We start from the raw sequence: 16,627 nt of genomic DNA, 5'->3' as shown, positions 1-16,627 counted from the left end.
TATGACAAAAAGAAAAACAATGCTTGCCGCACTCTTTATGCTATTCACACTAGTCCTTACCGCATGTGGCGGAGACGATAACGAGAACGCATCGGATGAACCAATTGTAATCTCCGGTAAGAACTGGACAGAACAATATATTCTCTCAGAGTTGCTTGCAATCTATGTGGAAGAAAACACAGATTATACAGTGGACCTACAGGATGGATTAGGAGAAGTGGCAATCTTGACACCAGCCCTTGAAAATGGTGAAATCGACATGTATGTAGAATACACTGGAACAGGTTTGGAAGCAGTTCTGAATGAACAGGCCGAAGCCGGCGAATCAAGTGACAGTATTTTAAACAGGGTAAGAGAAGGATATGAAGAAGAGTACAATGCAACCTGGTTGCAGCCGTTAGGGTTTGAGAATAACTACACCCTTGCCTATACAGAAGAGGCAGGCTTTGATGCAGAAACATATTCTGATATCGCAAAATTATCTGGTGACCTTTCATTTGGTGCACCACATGCGTTTTACGAGCGCCAAGGTGACGGCTATGATGCGTTTGCAGAAGCTTACGACTTTACGTTCACAGACCTTGAAAGCTTTGATCCGAGTGTCATGTATCAAGCGTTAGTTAATGGAGAAGTAGATGTCATTCCAGCATTCACAACGGACGGCAGAATCGAAAGATATAACCTTCAAACAACAACAGATGATCTTGGCTTCTTTCCACGTTACGATGCAGCTATTGTTGTGAGACAGGAAGTTCTTGAGCAATATCCTGATCTTGAAGCAACACTCAACGGGCTTGCCGGGAAAATTACAGAAACAGACATGCAGCAAATGAATGCACGTGTGGATATCGACGGGGAAAAAGCAGAAACAGTTGCAAGAGAGTTTCTTGAGATGAAGGAATTGATTAATTACTAATACAGAAAAAAGGCAGCCGGTAAATTCGGCTGCTTTTTCTATACATACGTTACGCATGGCGCAATCGGTAAAAATGATACAAGTTCTTAACTAACACCTTTAGCACAGAATAAACGGGAACAGCGATTAAAATTCCGATAAATCCATAGAGCTTTGCTGCTACTAACAAGAGTAGGATTACGGTTAATGGATGAATTTCCAATTTGTTTCCGATTACTAGGGGGGAAACCAGATTGCCCTCTACTTGCTGCACGATGGTTAGGAGAATCAGTATTTTTACAATCATAAATGGATCAATCATTAGTCCGATGATTAGTGCAGGGAGTACCCCTAAAGCCGGACCGATTATTGGCACGACAGCTGTAATTACGATAAAAAGCGCTAATATTAAAGCGTAGTCCAAACCAATGATAAGATAGCCGATATACATTAGAATTCCATTGACTAGGGCCACGATCATTTGTCCGCTAATATAGGTGGATAAGGTCTTATCAACATCACTTAATATTCTCTTTCCCTCATCCCTATGTTTATCCGGCAGGAATTTTAATACGAAGGGTAACAACCGATGACCATCTTTTAAGAAATAAAATAAGACAAATGGAACAATAATCAAGACTGTAAAAAAGTTTGTGATAGAAGAAATAATGGTTGATACGTTTTCTCCGAGACCCTCTCCTTGATCCTTAAGAAAGGTAAAAAGTCTTTGCTTTAAATCTTCATAGGAAAATAACCCGAAATTATTTTCATCAATAACCTCTTTTGTTTGTTCTTCGTTTCGTTCTAGTATGGAAGGAACATCCTCTACGAATTCCCTCACTTGATTTTCTACTGTACCACCGAGAGCCATCCCAGCTCCAACCGCTCCACCAATTATCACTAAAAATACAATAAAAATAGCTAAAGTACGGGGAATATATTTGCTTCTTGAGATAAAATGAACAATCGGTTTAAAGATATAAAATAAAAATCCGGCAAAAAGTAGTGGGAAGAATAGGGTTGTAATAAAACGAATGATTGGATTCACAATAAAGTGAACCTCACTTAATAGAAAGATAACTAACAGTACGAGAGCAATACCTGTGACATATTTAAAGAATGGATGTTTGATCCACATGATAACACCTCCATCATCATTAAAGAGTTTTTTATCTATATTCTTTTCCCTATTTTGAGGGGATTCACACATGGGAAGGAGGTTGAGTTTTTGGGGTACCGTTTTAGGTGCTTTCTTAGGGCGGTGCGGTTTGCGCTTGGTGTTTCCTGTTTACCGTAAATTTAGGTTATGTGCGTATAAAGGGTAGTTTCGTGCGCAAATCTCGAGAAGTGGTACGAAAAAACCGAGTTGTGTGCGCAAGCCCCGAGAAGTGGTACGAAAAAACCGAGTTGCGTGCACAAGTCCCGAGAATTGGTACGCAACACCGTTATACCGCATCCAAGACACCGCGAAATCTACCCATTAACCCCGTTCCATGGGTAATGCCCCCACATTAAAGGGCGAAAACACCATTACAGGAAACTCTTCATCAATTATTAGCTATATAGAGAAAAATCAAAGTAATTTAATCAACACACCAAAAAGCTTGAGGAATTTTTCACCTCAAGCTTTATTAACTCTATTGTGCAGGCAGGGTGGTTAATCCTTTCAATCTTCCCTAGTATCAATATAGATTTTCCCCTGCTGGTCTATTTGGGCAAAGAATACATCTTGAAGATTGGCAATGTTATTCTCTCTTAAAACTTGATTTACCCATGTCATGTCTTTTCCTAACATGTTTAAACTTTTCGATAGCACTTTTCCATCGATAATAAATGCTTGGGTAAAGCCTCTGCTGGCTTGGATGTTATGAACATCCCTTTGTGTTGAATGTAAGTATGGAGGTTTAGCAAGAGCAGTAATGGTTCCATCTGTTTCCAAAAAAGCTGTTTCCACTTGATCAACATAGAAAAAGCCTTTTTTTCGGAGTCCAGCTAAAAGGGTATCTGCCGTAAGTCTCACTTTTTGAAGTCCTTCTTCAAGAATCTGACCATTTTTAATAAGATAGGTAGGTTCACCTTCTAATATTTTTCGCCCTGTAAAACTTTTTAAAGCAATTAAACTACTTAGAAAGGTGTAAAAACAAAACAAGATTAATCCAATCATGCCAATGTAGATGGGAATATTCTTCATGAGCATGGAACTCGCTAAAATGGAACCAATGGTTATACCGGCAACAAAATCAAAAAAGGTCATTTGAGCAATTAGTTTTTTGTCTAGGAACCGACAAAGGGCATATAGGGTCACAAAGCCAACCGTGGTCCGAATAACTATTTCGATAATCGTCATATGAATCACCTGTCAGGTAGTATTAAGTAAAAATCTCTACTTAGTTAGAGAGTAGCCTAAATGGTATATTATTATTCTTTTCCTAGAAACCAAATAAAACAGCAGAATCCAAGTTGGTTCCTGCTGTTAATATCTTATTCAGTTTTTTTCTTGAAAAAAGGCACTAATTAATTTATCTAAAGCTAATAGTTCCTGCTTGCTAAGAGGGGTTGGTTCTTTTTTTAGAGTCTCACATGAACTAGATATCAAATGGTAACGCGGCTTTTTGGAATGGAGAATTTCATCGTGTATAAAGTCCAATAGTTCTATATATTTTTGTCCTTCTTCTATAGGTGGAACAGTTTGTTTTAGTAAAATAACCTTTTTTAGAATTTGTTGCTTCAAACTATTGTCCTTATCCGTGTGGTCTGGCAACCAACGAGCAAGAATCTCTGGTTGCAACAAGGAATCTCCTGTACCTGACACTTCATACACCATTTTTTCCAGTCTTTTTGCACTAAACCGGACAACCCGGTGGATATCAACTTTTGTTTCATAGGCCATCGCATAAAACTTGATATTATGATTCAAGATTCCCATGAACATAATGGCACAGTCCAATAAATATGGCTGTTTATCTTTTCCAAAAATATCAAGAAACCGGTGATAGATCCAATGAATCAACTTTATTTGTCCTTGTCTGATGAACGCCTTCAGTTCCTCATCTTTAAGGAAGTAAACCTCCTCGAATAAAGAAATCAGCTTATTCGTACGATTTGTTTCCATCTGAAGTTCGACCTGACGTATAAATATGTCGAGATCAGAGGAATCCTGGCCAATCAATAACTCATTGCGCTCGTGTTCCATTTTTTTATAAAGCGTTTTGAATAGTTCTATTAAAAGTTCATTTTTGGAGGAAAAATAATTATAGAAGGTACCTTTGGAAATGCTGCTGTAATCCAATATTTCTTGGATGGAAGTTGCCTGAAATCCTTTTTCGACAAATAATTTATGGGCGCATGTGATTACATGCTGCTTTCTATCATTCATTACATCACCTTTTTATTAGACTACTGGTACAAAATTTATAGTACATGATTTGCCTGCAGTTTACAAACCAAGGAATATACAAGTTTTTCTGATTGATTAAAATGAACTAGTGGTATATGATATGGTTTATGTGAAATATAAGTATAAATTAATGTACTGTATGTATAAAACGGAGGAGAACTATGCAACAAACATCCATGAACAATACGAACCGTCCGCCTTATGGGATTATTGCCATTTTGATGATAGGAGCGTTTATCGCTTTTTTGAATAATACATTATTAAATATTGCACTGCCTTCCATAATGACAGATTTACATGTAGATGCATCAACTGTTCAATGGTTGACTACAGGTTTTATGTTAGTTAATGGAGTATTAATACCGACCACGGCTTTTTTGATTCAGAAATATTCTGTACGCTATTTATTTATCGTAGCAATGGGGTTATTTACGCTAGGGACGATCCTTGCTGGGATGGCACCGGTTTTCTCGGTGTTGTTGACAGGGCGAATGTTGCAGGCGTCAGGGTCTGCCATTTTGATGCCACTATTAATGAACGTCATGCTCGTGAGCTTCCCTGTTGAGAAGCGAGGAACGGCTATGGGAGTGTTCGGATTAATTCTAATGGGAGCACCTGCGATTGGTCCTACATTATCAGGCTGGTTAATTGAACACTATGACTGGCGAATGCTTTTCCATTTTGTTACGCCAATTGCTGTCAGTGTTTTATTGTTAGGCGTTTTTCTATTAAAAGATAAAAAGGTAAAGCCGAATATCCGTTTAGATCTTTTTTCAGTGTTGCTTTCTAGTTTAGGTTTTGGAGGATTGTTATACGGATTCAGTTCAGCAGGTTCAAAAGGGTGGGATAGCCCGCTTGTATATGGAACAATCATCATCGGTGTAATTTCATTAGTATGGTTTATTCTACGACAACAAAGTAAAGAAAAGCCGATGCTTAATTTTACTATTTTCCAATACCCGATGTTTGCGTTATCTTCTGCCATTTCGATGGTTATTACGATGGCGATGTTTTCAGGAATGATATTGTTACCAATCTATGTGCAAAACCTGCGCGGTATTTCTCCGTTGGATGCAGGCTTGATGATGTTGCCAGGTGCAATTGTAATGGCTCTTATGTCACCAATTACAGGGAGATTATTTGATAAATACGGTGGGAGGGTACTGGCGATTACTGGACTTACCATCACCGTTGTAACAAGTTACTTTCTCAGCCAGCTGACGTTTGAAACCAGTTATACACATTTGACCTGGTTGTATACTATTAGGATGTTTGGGATGAGTATGGTATTTATGCCTGTATCCACAAACGGACTGAACCAATTGCCACCGCGATTCTATCCGCATGGAACAGCGATGAATAATACATTGCAGCAAGTATCTGGTGCAATCGGAACGGCGTTGTTAATTACGATTATGACTAATCGAACCGAGAGCATGACAAAAGCGCTTGGGGAGGAAGCCATGAGAAATCTTGGTGCAAACCCTACTGAAGAAGCTTTAACGGCAATGCAGCAACAAGTTGTTATGCAAGCAACACTAGAAGGAATTAACTTCGCCTTCCTAATTTCCGTCTTTATCGCCACCGTGGCACTGGTTCTTGCCTTTTTCATTAAACGCGCAAAGCAGGCCGAGGACCCTTTGGAAAAAAGTGAGGAAAGCGATGGAGTGAGAGTGCAAGCTGAAGCCAAGTTAGCGGAGAATAATTGATTATAAGCAAGCAAAATTGGCTATAAATATATAGGTGTCTGCCCTAGGAAATTAGGGCGGATGTCTTTTTTTTATCATTTAGGTCAGAAATGGATGTAATTTTGAGATTAGTGATTCTCCTCTGGCTAGAGGCTTATTTGTTGGTCAAAATCGGATGGTTGGGCAGTTTTTCTAGGTAATTTGACATGATTTCTGCTTTCATCTAACAACTTTCCAGATTGATCTAACATATTTTGAAAATCATCTAACAACTTTCGAGATTGATCTAACATATTTTGAAAATCATCTAACAACTTTCCTATTTCATCTAACAACTTTCCAAATGCTTCTAACAACTCCTGAAATTCATCTACCTTTCAAAGTTAACCTAAAAACTCCCAGGCTAAAACAAACCACACAATAGCAACATTCGATGCGAAAAGAGCCATCCTTTACGTTATAATTATGGTAACTTGATTACAACAGGATCGCTGAGTCGCCAACCAACCATCTGCTAGGGTTGCCGGTGCTTAGCATAAGCTTACACATTCGCTAAAACCTAAAGGAATGATTTACCTTGAACTTTCTAAAGAAATATAAGCATTTTATCGGAGGAAGAATTCTAAAAACTGGAATTGCTGTTTTTATTACTGCGGTTATCTGTGAGTGGCTGGGCTGGCCTGCGATGTTTGCAGCAATCGCAGCTATTGTGACCATCGAGCCAACTGCCGCGAATTCTATTAAAAAAGCATTTATTCGGTTTCCGGCATCTGCAATTGGTGCGCTATATGCCATTTTATTTTATGCCGGGTTAGGTGACAATCCATTGACCTATGCTCTTGTGGCATTCGCTACCATTGTTACCTGTCATAAACTGCATCTGGACGATGGCATTCTTGTTGCGACATTGACGGGTGTAGCCATGATATCAACTGTGCAAGATCATTATGTTTCTTCTTTTTTCGTGCGACTAGGCTCAACGAGTATTGGCTTAACAGTTTCTACCTTGGTTAATCTTTTCGTATTAAAGCCCAACTATTCTCCGACTATCCTTAAAAAACTACATGATCTACTGGAGGAGACCGGGGGGCTTATTGAGCGACGGGGTTTAGAAATCATAAAAGTGAAATCTGATACTAATTCACAGCAAACAAGAATTGTTTTTCATAAGCTTGTTAGAAATGTGGATAGAATTGAGGAGCTTTGCCGTTATCAGCGAGAAGAGTGGAAGTACCATAAAATGAACAGACAAGAAATGAGACTATTTCATTATGAAAGTAAAAAACTGAAGATCTTGAAGCAACTCACCTACCATGTTGGGAATTTGATTTTCTTTCCCAATCATAAGATTACAATAGAAGATAATAGTGCCACATTAATTTCTTCCACCATTCGCTCGATGAATGCAATTCTTCATAGTAAAGAATATAAAATGGATAACAAGCATCATGATCTAGTGGACAAGGTATTTGACCAATTCTGGTATGCCAAACCCAAATTGACCACACCTTCTGAACAGCACCACCATCATCTACTTTCACCGGAAACCATGCTTTTTTATGAACTAATGGCAATTAATGATTTATTAGAAGAGTTGGCTAAAATTCAGATTTTAGAACAAAAACATCATAATAAGATCAATGCAATCGCAACCACTAATACGGAAAGAAGGGAAAAGGACAATGAGAGAGGGTAATTGTTTAGTAGAGGCTTTTAATCAAACAAGATACCGAATTTCCGGTCATAGCAGACGAAATGTTCAAGTGTTAAAAGAAGCATTTCAAAGCATAGAAGGTCAACTAGAGAGTGATATGTATGGCGGCGGAAAGGTTATAGAAGAGTTTCAAGAAAAGATGGCTTCCTATTTAGGTAAAGAGGCTACAATCTTTTTTCCGAGCGGGACAATGGCACAGCAGGTTGCTTTGCGTATCTGGTGTGATAGAAAAGGGATTAGAAAGGTTGCCTACCATCCTTTGTCCCATTTAGAAATTCATGAAGAAGAAGGACTAAAGAAACTGCATCTAATCGAACCTATTTTGCTTGGGGATAAAAACAGAGTAGTTGAGTTGGAAGATATCGTTTCCCAAGCAGGGGATGTTAGCTGTGTCTTGCTGGAGCTTCCTCAGCGGGAGATAGGAGGACAACTGCCAGATTACAACACACTAGTATCTATTTCTGAATATTGTCGAGAGAAAGGTATTAAGCTACATTTGGATGGAGCTAGATTGTACGAAGTTCTTCCGTATTATCAAAAATCCGCAACAGAACTTTGTGAGCTTTTCGATAGTGTGTATGTCTCTCTTTATAAAGGAATTGGTGGAATAGCAGGAGCGATTTTGGCAGGAGAGAGCGATTTTATAAAGGAATCGAAAGTATGGAAAAGGCGCCATGGTGGTGACCTTATTAGTTTATATCCATATATCATTAGTGCAGATTATTATTTTGACCTGCGGATAAATAATATGGAGAGATATTATCAAGAAGCGATGGAGCTGGCAGGTTTTTTTAATAAAAGCTATTCCGCCTTCACCATACCAAAAGTGCCGGTAAGTAACATGTTTCATGTTCATTTTAATGAAGCAAAGGAAAATGTAGAGACCATTTTGATGGAGTTGTATCAAGCAACAGGTATTGGTTGGACAGGCAGCGTGAAAGCGACTAGTGATAGCAGCTGTTACTTTGAGGTGAGTATTGGGGATCGGTATCGAGAAATACCGCAAGCAGAGTTAAAGAAAGCTTTTCAAATGCTTGATGAAAGAATGAAGGCTATACAATAGAGTGTTTTCAAAAGACGATATGGTTCACAAGAATATTGATAGAGGTGTCTTCTCATGATCGAGCATAACTACGATAAGCTGCTAAATATAAAAACAACACAACAGCAAAAAGGTTTTCATCCATCTTTCCATTATCATCGTTATGAGCCGACACCCTATCAAGCGTTGGATGCATTCTCAAAACAGTACGAATGGAAAGAAACAGCACGTGTAGTAGACTTTGGTTGTGGCAAGGGACGGTTGAATTTTTACTTGCACTACCACTACCATCCAACAGTGATAGGAATAGAAATGGATGAAGCCTTTTATGTGGAAGCTAAACTAAACCTTAAAGGCTACCTAGAGAAGCACAAGTCAACAAAAGGAAAGATTGAATTTCAGTGCTGCCTGGCGGAGGACTATGAAATTCATCCTAGGGACAACTGCTTCTACTTTTTTAATCCTTTTACAATAGAAATATTCAGGAATGTTGTAAAGAATATCTTACTTTCTGTAGAACGAAATTATCGTGGAGTAGAGATTATCCTCTATTATCCGTCTAGCGACTATGTCTACTATATGGACAATCATCCTTCCTTTGAGCTAGCTGTCGAGGTGAAGTTAGCAGAATACGAACAAAACGCGAATGAACGTTTTCTCCTTTACCGGTTAGCCTACTAGGAAGGCTCTGCCCTATAAAAAAGTATGTAAGAACGAGGCAAGCTTGTTGTCTAGTTCGGTTTCTTCGTCTGAATCAAGCCATGCGTCCTGGATGATAATATAGTTTGTACTAGGATTATTTAAATATCGATAAATGATCTGCGCTTTGTCAATCTCATAGCGTGATACATCTGGATTGGAGAGTTTTTTTGTAATATCAGAAAAATACTTCCGAATAGATTTTTTTAACCTTTTATGAAGGTCCTCACTCGCACTTCCACCATCCTGCAGGTTGAACTTTTCACTATAACAGATGTCGGTTCGCCTTATAAGGAAGAGTTTTACTGTGTGAAGATCTGTTTTTTCCATAATAAGAAGGTTATTATTATTTTTCGTAAAATCAATCACCGCTTCCTTGTGATGAAGGTATTTCATACTAAGGATACTATTTCTATAGAAGGCTGCCTTTTCAAACTCAAGCTTTTCTACAGCGGTGTGCATTTTCTGTTTCAGGTCTTCTGTCAGGTCTATATTATTTTGATATAAAAAATCAAGAAGCTTTGAAATGATTTTTTCGTGTTCCTCTAAAGCCTGTCCTCCTTTACATAGCCCATTGCAACGACCGAGAGAATAATTCAAGCAATAAGATTTTTTATTATTAGGAGAACTGCATTGCAAATTATAAGCCTCTTTTAATGCCTCCATAGCCTTTTCTACCGTGCGCTTACTATTGTAGGGACCAAAACAGTGAAAAGAGGAAGTATCCAGCGGCACAGTGCTCACGGAGATTCTTCGGTATTCACCGGCTTTAGGTATCACAAGATAAGGAAAGGCCAAGGGATTCTTCATCCGGCTATTATAGATTGGTTTGATCTGTTGAATAAGCTGCCATTCCAGAATAAACGCCTCAAATTCCGTATCCGTTTCGATAAAATCAAACTCCCTTATGCTTGTGACAAGTTTACGGATTTTTGGTGCGTGATTTTCTGAGGAGCCGAAATAGGATGAAACACGTGATTTTAGACTCTTGGATTTTCCCACATAAATAGTGTGACCAAGAGAATCCTTCATAAGGTAAACACCAGGTGAGGAGGGGAGGGCACGGGCTTTAAGTTTTAAATTCATCAAACTGCCTCCACTTCTAAAAGAAATAACTTTTTTAAGATTAATACCCATATAACTTTATTTTATCAACTTTTATCCTCATGACAAACCTGAGTGTAAGGATATGAAAAGGAGATAAGATGAAGAAGATTTTTCCCCAACTGGAGTTCGGAGCAATGTGGTAAAACCTGTCAGTAAAATGTGATGAATACACTGAAAATATTTAAAAGAGCAACCTTTTTTCTTGTGCGCACCTAGCTCTTGATTGGAACGAAAGGCAGAGACTCCAGCGGGAGGTAGTGCTTAGGGAAGATCCCACAGGCGCTAGTGCCGAGGAGGCTTCCCGAGCACCCAGCGGACGCGAAGCCTTGCGTGGAAATCAATAGCAGTCTATAGGCGACCCTATTATATAAAAGTGTTCCTTCAGTTGTCTATACTATCTGTCCTGGGAACTATTTTCCTCCATTCCCTGTACATGTACAAGCAGATACTGTATATTTCAACATACATGGTAAAAGTTAAGATAACCAAAGCTATCTTTAATGGAGTGGAAAAATATGAGTAAAGCAAAAGCAAAAGGCGGTACAGGCAGAGGCACGGGTAAAAAAGGATGGAACCGTTGGCAAGCCAGTGCAAACAAAAAAAAGAGCAACAAACCTTATAAGAGTAAAAGACAAAATGACGACTCAAATACTCATGAAAATGAGAAATAGACATAAAGGAAAGGGGCTGACCATTATGGTCAGCCCCTTTGTTTTGTTGTGTATTCCATACTCAGCGGTTAGAAACGTCCAGCAGAGACTATCCGGCATCAAATCGCTAGCGCTCTTCGTTTTTCCTAATTCTCTCGGCTCAGTCCTCTCTCTAAGGTCGCCTTCCGCTTTTGTTCTACCCACGTAATATCGGGAGTGTACAACACCGAAAAGATCCACCTGATTTAATAATTTCAGTGATATCCACTTCTATTACGTCAAACCCTTTTTTGCGAAGTTGTTCATTTACCTTCTTATTTACAGGCAGGCTTAATATTTTCTTTTCTCCTATGGATAATACATTGGTTCCGAGGGTAAATTGCTCTTCTTTAGAAACCTCAATCAACTCATAACGGGAGGAGAAAAACTCAATGTCTTTTTTGGTTAAGGCTTCCGGATAGATGATGGCGATTTCAGGTGAGAGCACATTAAAAACGCAATCCAAATGAAGATATTTTTCTTTAAATGGAATTGCATGTACTTCAAATTGTGTTAAAAGGCTCTGGAGATGGTCGACTGCCTTTTGGTTGGTCCTTTCGCTCAATCCAATGTAAATACTTTTTTGATCGATTACAACGTCTCCGCCTTCGATTTTATCCTCTGCTAAGTTAAAATAGGAGAGCTCTTCGTCATCTAGCCACTGTTTTAAAACGCCCTCTTCCCCTTGTCTTACCTTCGAGGCCATTTTAGCAACAAAAATAGTCTTTCCAAGTGTAAAACCTATATCACGAGTAAACACTTGTTCAGGGAATTTCTTATGGTAAGGTAATAAAATAACCTCAATGTCATGATCTCTTAAGGTTTTAACGAAATCTTGATGTTGTTGTACCGCCTTTTCAATATGTATGCCCACATCCTTAAATTGCTTTTGCGTTTCATTAATCACATCCCTGATGGTCATATATTGCGGCTCGCATAAAATGACCCTCCTTAAAGGAGCATATTCGCTAAAGCAATACGTATTATGATTTTCTTGAATTTCGTCAGTCATCATTTATCCTCCTAGAAATAGAAAAGTATTACCAGTAGGATTCACATAAATGGAAGATAATATGAATGGACATTGTTACCTCGGGTGAGGCTTTTTCATCGATCGATGGTCACATTGTGCTGGATTGAGACCCTCGGATGCGGCTTTTTCATCGATCGATGGCCTCATTGTGCTGGATTGAGACCCTCGGGTGAGGCTTTTTCATCGATCGATGGTCACATTGTGCTGGATTGAGACCCTCGGATGCGGCTTTTTCATCGATCGATGGCCTCATTGTGCTGGATTGAGACCCTCGGGTGAGGCTTTTTCATCGATCGATGGTCACATTGTGCTGGATTGAGACCCTCGGATGCGGCTTTTTCATCGATCGATGGCCTCATTGTGCTGGATTGAGACCCTCGGGTGAGGCTTTTTCATCGATCGATGGTCACATTGTGCTGGATTGAGACCCTCGGATATGCGGCTTTTTCATCGATCGATGGCCTCATTGTGCTAGATTGAAAAGCAGCTCTTGAATTGATTGTTGCTTTTAGTTAAGTTGGTACAACCCTATAACAATTGTTGCTGTTGGTCTTAATTTAAAATTCCTTCCACCTTTAAGATGGCTTCAAAAGCTTTTTGGGCTTCGGTTAAAACTGAATCCCGCCATTCTCTTTCTTTCGGGTAGAACATTGCCTGGAATTCGTCTAGTACCCACTGCTTGTCTTCCTCTTTCTCGGCACCTTCCCAATACAGTTGATTTTCAAGGATGATTGTCGTGTAAGTGCGCCGTTCCGCTTCTCTGTCCTCTCCAAAAGTTCCAAACTCAAAGAGGGCAGAGAAGAGGTAGGTGTCAGGATGTTCTTCTTTCTTCAATTTATGAAAATGGTTTGTGGAGTCTCCCTTCACTTTATCAGGTGAAAACTTTTGGATGTTTTTCAAAGGATATCTCGATTTTAATTCTTCTTCCGCTCGAGTATCCGTTTCCGATGCGACCATGGTAATTTCGTTTGTTGGACCAAGTGCAGTATGCCAATCCATATGGATGACCCGTGAAAAGGTTGTTAATAATTTTTTTTGCACTGTCTTTAGGAACTGAGTAGATTCTTCTTCCTTGAGACCACCATAATAAACGCCACGCTCAAACTCATATTGCCCCATTCCTTTTGCTTCACTGATAGCATTGTAACTTTGCTCCATTATCTCTGATGTTAGCTGGGAGTACAATTTTGTTTTTTCCTTTATTATATCGGTGATCTTTCCATTTGGAAGGAAGAGCTCCTGCGCCTTTGCGTAATTTTCATTCACCTCTTTTGAAACGGATTCAGGATTGTAAAGGTAGTTTCTATTAAGGTCCACATTATTCTCGTTAACGCGGCGGAAGTTTCTCATTCCCCAAGGATTTAATGCGTGAATCAAACAAATACCCGTCGTTTGTGGATCAATTCGGTCCAAATATTCTTCAACAAATAAATGGGTAACAGCAGCACCTGCATAGCCTTCAATTCCATGTTCCCCTGTTGTGAAAAAAAGAACCTGTTGATTTGATTCCAATGCATCAGAATAGATTACATCGATGGTATTATCTTCAGTTTCATTGCCGATCTTTTCACTAGATAGACTGGCATTCGGCCATTTTTCCTGAATCTTCTCCAAATGACTCCGGAACACAGCTCGTGATTCTTCATAATTTGGTTTGAAATACTGTTCTTGCTTTATCATTTAGAATCTCCTCTCATATAGTTAGACTGTTGAATATCTATTTTGGTTGTCTATTGCAGGCAGTAACCTAAAGCGTCCTGTTGAAAATGGCAAGCATAACCTATGCTTCTTAAACAATACGTCTTATAAACCTAATCGAAAAAGGACTGAAAATAAAATTCAGTCCTAACTTATAGCGCTTTTCCGCTTAGAGATCATCGGGGTTTTTCTCGCTTTCTCTATTATCTTTCTTGTCTGGAATCTCACGTTGGGGGTCGATATCCAGATTAGGATTCTTCTTCTTTTGTTGTTGCTCTGGAGACAGGTTCTTATCCTTGTGTTCTGTTAAGTTATTTTCCTTTGTCATCAACCTTCACCTCTCATTGCTTGGTATTGTAATAGATCATGTTACTACTATTCCTGACTTTGGCCGGTTTTCAAACATTTATATAGGTTCACTTCAAAGGCTGGTGCTGTAGCTTGTAAAAATATTTAAAATCGAGATTACTATATTCAATCATTAGTTTGGAAACCACTCAAAGATGATCCTAGTCATTATCCTCAGAAGAACTTCCTAATGCCTTCATGAAATAGGCAGAAGGTAAAAGAAAACCGAGGCTTGCTTGAATAAGCGAGAAGAACCTTGCGCTCCCCATCGGAACCAAATCGCCATATCCAACAGCTAGAGTAGTGACTCCACTGAAATAGAGATAGGTTAAGAAATCAGAATTTGCTTCTTCACCTGTGGGACCGCCAACCCTCAATATATCCTCTTGGAAAGATAACAGATAGTAAAGCGCTGCAAAACCTAAAGTAATGCTTAACATGACAAAGAAAAGCTTATAAAAGAGAGTAGAACTTGCATAGCTCTTCTTGTAGGTTTTATTTGTAAAGAAATAGAAAAGATTCACAACGATAAAGACTATCGTCAAGCCAATAAGTATGGTAGAAAACATAAAGTACCTCCTCACTTTACATTTCCCGCTCCAACTTGTTTAAAACAAGACATCTTTATCTAAAATATTCTAAATATTATTGCATTTATTATATAGAAAAGAATAAACTGGTAATACCACTATATATTATGGTAATACCAGCTAGGAGATGAAGAAGTGCGAATAACGGATAAAATAGAAAAACTTCTAATTCAAAAAATAATAAAAGGGGAAAAACATCCTGGGTCTCTATTCCCGTCCGAGCGGGAGCTGGCAACAGAATATGGGGTTGGCAGACCGGTCATCCGTGAGGTGCTTCAACGGTTGGAGCGGGATGGCTGGCTGACAATCCGAAGCGGGCAAAGGGCAGTTGTCAATGATTACTGGAAGGAAGGTAATCTGATGACTATTGTTCATTTATCGGCAGAAGATGAAAATATTCCAAACCACTTTATCATTCACCTATTGGAAGTACGAAAGAGCTTGTCGTCTGCCTATGTCAGGGATGCAGTTATACACCAGCCCCTGACTGTAATTAGTCTTCTAAAAGAAAGTGAGAGGGTGGCAGATGAACCACAAGCTTTCGCAGAATATGATTGGCACCTGCAAAGAGGGCTGGCCGCTGCTTCCCCCAACCCAATTTATCTACTAATCTTAAATAGCTTTCAAAATTTATATAGCAAACTTGCGACCCTCTATTTTGGTGAAGAGACTCATAGAAAAGCATCTAGAGAATATTATAAGGAGTTAATGAGGGCCTGTTTGGCCGAAGACGGGGACTCTGCAGAAAAAATGGTAAACAACATGATGAACAAAAGTATTGAGATGTGGCAAAAGCAAACGAACATCCATTAAATAAAAAGGAGAGAGGCATATGAGAAAATTATATCGCGAGTTCTTCTTGTTTCCCGACATTGTCGTATTGATAGGTTTAATTATAGTTAGTGCTGCGATACAAGCCTGGCATGGTTTAACATGGGCGGCGATCGGATTCATCGCTTTCGGATTAGTTACATTTATGTTCAGCGAATATTTGACACACCGCTTTTTGTTTCATTTAAAACCTCCAAAGCATCCGTTCTTTTTGAAACTATTAAAGCGTCTACACTACGATCATCATACAGATCCAAACAATCTTCATCTTTTATTTTTACCACTATGGTATAGTCTGCCTAACCTATCAGTCCTCACCTTGATATTTTACCTGATTATAGGGGAACTATGGCTGACGCTAGCTTTTGCAACAGGTCTGATGACCATGCTCTTCCTTTATGAATGGAAGCACTATGTCGCACATCGACCAATTAAACCTATCTCCAAATTTGGACAATGGGCAAAAAAGATGCATATTCTTCATCACTTTAAAAATGAAAACTTCTGGTATGGAGTATCTAGTCCGTTCGTGGATGTTCTGTTTGGGACATTAAAGGATGAAAAGGAAGTAGAAACAAGCAAAACAGCCAAGGACTTGGAGAGAAGGTGATATTTAGAATTGTGGTTAAGGGTGTACCTTTCTATTAAGGGACATCATTTGGTACAAGGGAATTTAAAAGTTCGCTATGAACACCGCTGTTACTCTTCACGAAAGGCTTCGCGTCCGAGGGGTTCTTGGGAAGCCTCCTCGGCTAATCGCCTGCGGGGTCTTCCCAAAGCACTACCTCTTAGCAAGGAGTCTCCGCCTTTCGTTCCAATCCACAGCTAGGTAATTAGAAATGAATGTTGCTTACCTGAAACATAAATCCAAAGGTGAAGTATGGGGTAACCTTTCT

At 39.1% G+C, this 16,627-nt stretch carries 17 protein-coding genes; 8 read left to right on the top strand and 9 right to left on the bottom strand.

All coding sequences use genetic code 11. The annotated features are described in order from the left end of the window. Window position 1 precedes the first annotated feature (1 nt). On the top strand, window positions 2–916 hold the full coding sequence (locus K9B36_RS16545) for an ABC transporter substrate-binding protein (RefSeq protein ID WP_399202125.1): 915 nt from the start codon (window positions 2–4) through the stop codon (window positions 914–916). 49 nt (window positions 917–965) lie between these two features. Here K9B36_RS16545 and K9B36_RS16540 read toward each other — a convergent pair whose 3' ends face one another. The 3 genes from K9B36_RS16540 to K9B36_RS16530 all read right to left on the bottom strand — a co-directional run bounded on the left by K9B36_RS16540 (window position 966) and on the right by K9B36_RS16530 (window position 4,271). After that, window positions 966–2,033 carry an AI-2E family transporter gene (locus K9B36_RS16540; RefSeq protein WP_223703551.1) on the bottom strand — a complete coding sequence of 356 codons (1,068 nt, stop codon included), beginning with the start codon at window positions 2,031–2,033 and terminating at the stop codon, window positions 966–968. A gap of 528 nt (window positions 2,034–2,561) precedes the next feature. Further along, window positions 2,562–3,242 (bottom strand): DUF421 domain-containing protein, encoded by a 681-nt coding sequence (locus K9B36_RS16535; protein ID WP_223703550.1) that lies wholly within the window; start codon window positions 3,240–3,242, stop codon window positions 2,562–2,564. Between the two features lie 138 nt (window positions 3,243–3,380). Beyond that, window positions 3,381–4,271 carry a TetR/AcrR family transcriptional regulator gene (locus tag K9B36_RS16530; protein WP_223703549.1) on the bottom strand — a complete coding sequence of 297 codons (891 nt, stop codon included), beginning with the start codon at window positions 4,269–4,271 and terminating at the stop codon, window positions 3,381–3,383. A 182-nt stretch (window positions 4,272–4,453) separates the two neighbouring features. Here K9B36_RS16530 and K9B36_RS16525 point away from each other — a divergent pair, with 182 nt between their 5' ends. Next, window positions 4,454–6,001: a DHA2 family efflux MFS transporter permease subunit gene (locus tag K9B36_RS16525; RefSeq protein WP_223703548.1), complete on the top strand. Its 1,548-nt coding sequence runs from the start codon at window positions 4,454–4,456 to the stop codon at window positions 5,999–6,001. A 125-nt stretch (window positions 6,002–6,126) separates the two neighbouring features. Here the strand turns inward: K9B36_RS16525 and K9B36_RS16520 are convergent, their stop codons facing one another. Continuing rightward, window positions 6,127–6,336 (bottom strand): hypothetical protein, encoded by a 210-nt coding sequence (locus K9B36_RS16520; RefSeq protein ID WP_223703547.1) that lies wholly within the window; start codon window positions 6,334–6,336, stop codon window positions 6,127–6,129. A 221-nt stretch (window positions 6,337–6,557) separates the two neighbouring features. Here K9B36_RS16520 and K9B36_RS16515 point away from each other — a divergent pair, with 221 nt between their 5' ends. From K9B36_RS16515 to K9B36_RS16505, 3 genes are read left to right on the top strand one after another with little or no spacing between them, the layout of a single operon-like run. Then, window positions 6,558–7,676 carry an aromatic acid exporter family protein gene (locus K9B36_RS16515; RefSeq protein ID WP_223703546.1) on the top strand — a complete coding sequence of 373 codons (1,119 nt, stop codon included), beginning with the start codon at window positions 6,558–6,560 and terminating at the stop codon, window positions 7,674–7,676. Then, a complete protein-coding gene (locus tag K9B36_RS16510; protein WP_223703545.1) occupies window positions 7,663–8,757 on the top strand; it encodes a threonine aldolase family protein in 1,095 nt (364 codons plus the stop codon). The genes K9B36_RS16515 and K9B36_RS16510 overlap by 14 nt, the downstream gene beginning before the upstream one ends. A gap of 54 nt (window positions 8,758–8,811) precedes the next feature. After that, the gene (locus K9B36_RS16505; protein ID WP_223703544.1) at window positions 8,812–9,417 is read left to right on the top strand and encodes a methyltransferase; all 606 of its coding nucleotides are present in this window, start codon (window positions 8,812–8,814) and stop codon (window positions 9,415–9,417) included. 12 nt (window positions 9,418–9,429) lie between these two features. Here K9B36_RS16505 and K9B36_RS16500 read toward each other — a convergent pair whose 3' ends face one another. After that, a complete protein-coding gene (locus tag K9B36_RS16500; protein ID WP_223703543.1) occupies window positions 9,430–10,521 on the bottom strand; it encodes a UvrB/UvrC motif-containing protein in 1,092 nt (363 codons plus the stop codon). Window positions 10,522–11,057: 536 nt separating this feature from the next. Here K9B36_RS16500 and K9B36_RS16495 point away from each other — a divergent pair. Further along, window positions 11,058–11,213 (top strand): DUF3934 family protein, encoded by a 156-nt coding sequence (locus tag K9B36_RS16495; protein ID WP_223703542.1) that lies wholly within the window; start codon window positions 11,058–11,060, stop codon window positions 11,211–11,213. A 175-nt stretch (window positions 11,214–11,388) separates the two neighbouring features. Here K9B36_RS16495 and K9B36_RS16490 read toward each other — a convergent pair whose 3' ends face one another. The 4 genes from K9B36_RS16490 to K9B36_RS16475 all read right to left on the bottom strand — a co-directional run bounded on the left by K9B36_RS16490 (window position 11,389) and on the right by K9B36_RS16475 (window position 14,879). Then, complete coding sequence (locus K9B36_RS16490) at window positions 11,389–12,243, bottom strand: dimethylarginine dimethylaminohydrolase family protein (protein ID WP_223703541.1); 855 nt, start codon at window positions 12,241–12,243, stop codon at window positions 11,389–11,391. Between the two features lie 573 nt (window positions 12,244–12,816). After that, a complete protein-coding gene (locus tag K9B36_RS16485; RefSeq protein ID WP_223703539.1) occupies window positions 12,817–13,944 on the bottom strand; it encodes a M14 family metallopeptidase in 1,128 nt (375 codons plus the stop codon). A gap of 187 nt (window positions 13,945–14,131) precedes the next feature. Then, window positions 14,132–14,290 carry a 3-methyladenine DNA glycosylase gene (locus K9B36_RS16480; protein WP_223703537.1) on the bottom strand — a complete coding sequence of 53 codons (159 nt, stop codon included), beginning with the start codon at window positions 14,288–14,290 and terminating at the stop codon, window positions 14,132–14,134. A 181-nt stretch (window positions 14,291–14,471) separates the two neighbouring features. Further along, window positions 14,472–14,879, bottom strand: a complete 408-nt coding sequence (locus K9B36_RS16475; RefSeq protein WP_223703535.1) for an ion channel — start codon at window positions 14,877–14,879, stop codon at window positions 14,472–14,474. Between the two features lie 156 nt (window positions 14,880–15,035). Between K9B36_RS16475 and K9B36_RS16470 the strand changes: the two genes are divergently transcribed. Together K9B36_RS16470 and K9B36_RS16465 are read left to right on the top strand one after the other, a co-directional pair. Then, window positions 15,036–15,713 (top strand): GntR family transcriptional regulator, encoded by a 678-nt coding sequence (locus K9B36_RS16470; protein WP_223703534.1) that lies wholly within the window; start codon window positions 15,036–15,038, stop codon window positions 15,711–15,713. A gap of 19 nt (window positions 15,714–15,732) precedes the next feature. Then, on the top strand, window positions 15,733–16,341 hold the full coding sequence (locus K9B36_RS16465) for a sterol desaturase family protein (RefSeq protein ID WP_223703533.1): 609 nt from the start codon (window positions 15,733–15,735) through the stop codon (window positions 16,339–16,341). Window positions 16,342–16,627: the final 286 nt, after the last annotated feature.

Origin of the sequence: Sutcliffiella deserti (assembly GCF_020037475.1) — a bacterium.
Taxonomy (GTDB): domain Bacteria; phylum Bacillota; class Bacilli; order Bacillales; family Bacillaceae_I; genus Sutcliffiella_A; species Sutcliffiella_A deserti.
Note: the sequence above shows the minus strand (reverse complement) of the source record. Positions and strands in the feature narration are given on the sequence as shown.

Coding starts and splice junctions, on each gene's coding strand:
- K9B36_RS16545 (WP_399202125.1), top strand. CDS start 2: ATGACAAAAAGAAAAACAATGCTTGCCGCACTCTTTATGCTATTCACA.
- K9B36_RS16540 (WP_223703551.1), bottom strand. CDS start 2,033: ATGTGGATCAAACATCCATTCTTTAAATATGTCACAGGTATTGCTCTC.
- K9B36_RS16535 (WP_223703550.1), bottom strand. CDS start 3,242: ATGACGATTATCGAAATAGTTATTCGGACCACGGTTGGCTTTGTGACC.
- K9B36_RS16530 (WP_223703549.1), bottom strand. CDS start 4,271: ATGAATGATAGAAAGCAGCATGTAATCACATGCGCCCATAAATTATTT.
- K9B36_RS16525 (WP_223703548.1), top strand. CDS start 4,454: ATGCAACAAACATCCATGAACAATACGAACCGTCCGCCTTATGGGATT.
- K9B36_RS16510 (WP_223703545.1), top strand. CDS start 7,663: ATGAGAGAGGGTAATTGTTTAGTAGAGGCTTTTAATCAAACAAGATAC.
- K9B36_RS16505 (WP_223703544.1), top strand. CDS start 8,812: ATGATCGAGCATAACTACGATAAGCTGCTAAATATAAAAACAACACAA.
- K9B36_RS16500 (WP_223703543.1), bottom strand. CDS start 10,521: ATGAATTTAAAACTTAAAGCCCGTGCCCTCCCCTCCTCACCTGGTGTT.
- K9B36_RS16495 (WP_223703542.1), top strand. CDS start 11,058: ATGAGTAAAGCAAAAGCAAAAGGCGGTACAGGCAGAGGCACGGGTAAA.
- K9B36_RS16490 (WP_223703541.1), bottom strand. CDS start 12,243: ATGACTGACGAAATTCAAGAAAATCATAATACGTATTGCTTTAGCGAA.
- K9B36_RS16485 (WP_223703539.1), bottom strand. CDS start 13,944: ATGATAAAGCAAGAACAGTATTTCAAACCAAATTATGAAGAATCACGA.
- K9B36_RS16480 (WP_223703537.1), bottom strand. CDS start 14,290: ATGACAAAGGAAAATAACTTAACAGAACACAAGGATAAGAACCTGTCT.
- K9B36_RS16475 (WP_223703535.1), bottom strand. CDS start 14,879: ATGTTTTCTACCATACTTATTGGCTTGACGATAGTCTTTATCGTTGTG.
- K9B36_RS16465 (WP_223703533.1), top strand. CDS start 15,733: ATGAGAAAATTATATCGCGAGTTCTTCTTGTTTCCCGACATTGTCGTA.